We start from the raw sequence: 712 nt of genomic DNA on the forward strand, positions 1-712 counted from the left end.
CAACGATGAAACCAATTGCCTTAATTGCTTATCCAATCATGAATTCAAGTTTAACAAACAGTATTGTACTTGACCCGTTTGGTGGATCTGGTTCAACTTTGATCGCATCTGAACAAACCGACCGAATATGTTACATGATTGAATTAGACGAAAAGTTCTGTGATGTGATTGCGAAGAGATACATTGAACAAGTTGGTACAGATGAAGATGTGTATGTTATTCGAAATAATAAAAAGATTGCTTATAGCGAACTTGAGGTGAGTGAAAGTGCGTAGACTTACTTTAGGTTCGCTTTTTGATGGTTCTGGGGGGTTTCCGCTTGCAGGTATCATTAGTGGGATTGAACCAAAGTGGGCATCTGAAGTTGAACCATTTCCTATTCGGGTTACATCAAAACGAATTCCTCAGATGAAACATTTAGGGGACATTAGTTCAATTAATGGTGCAGAGGTTGAACCAGTTGATATTATCACTTTTGGTTCACCATGTACTGATCTATCAATTGCAGGAAAACGTGCAGGACTAGACGGAAGTCAGTCCTCTTTATTTTATGAAGCGATGCGAATTATAAAGGAAATGAGGTGTAAAACAAATGGTGAATATCCAAGATATGCAGTGTGGGAAAATGTCTGTGGAGCCTTCTCCTCAAATAAAGGAGAAGACTTCAAAAGTGTCATCGAGGAATTCTGTAAGGTCAAGACCGAGAAAGTTG

2 protein-coding genes are annotated in these 712 nt (G+C 38.8%); both read left to right on the forward strand.

Annotated elements, in window-relative coordinates; all coding sequences use genetic code 11:
* Nucleotides 1-275: DNA methyltransferase (locus ACFFIS_RS13405; RefSeq protein ID WP_390187957.1), on the forward strand; the 275-nt coding region annotated here is incomplete at its 5' end.
* A partial coding sequence (locus tag ACFFIS_RS13410; RefSeq protein WP_390187959.1) for a DNA cytosine methyltransferase occupies nucleotides 268-712 on the forward strand: 445 nt, incomplete at its 3' end. The genes ACFFIS_RS13405 and ACFFIS_RS13410, both read left to right, overlap by 8 nt.

This window comes from Paracerasibacillus soli (genome assembly GCF_042432965.1).
Taxonomy (GTDB): domain Bacteria; phylum Bacillota; class Bacilli; order Bacillales; family Amphibacillaceae; genus Paracerasibacillus; species Paracerasibacillus soli.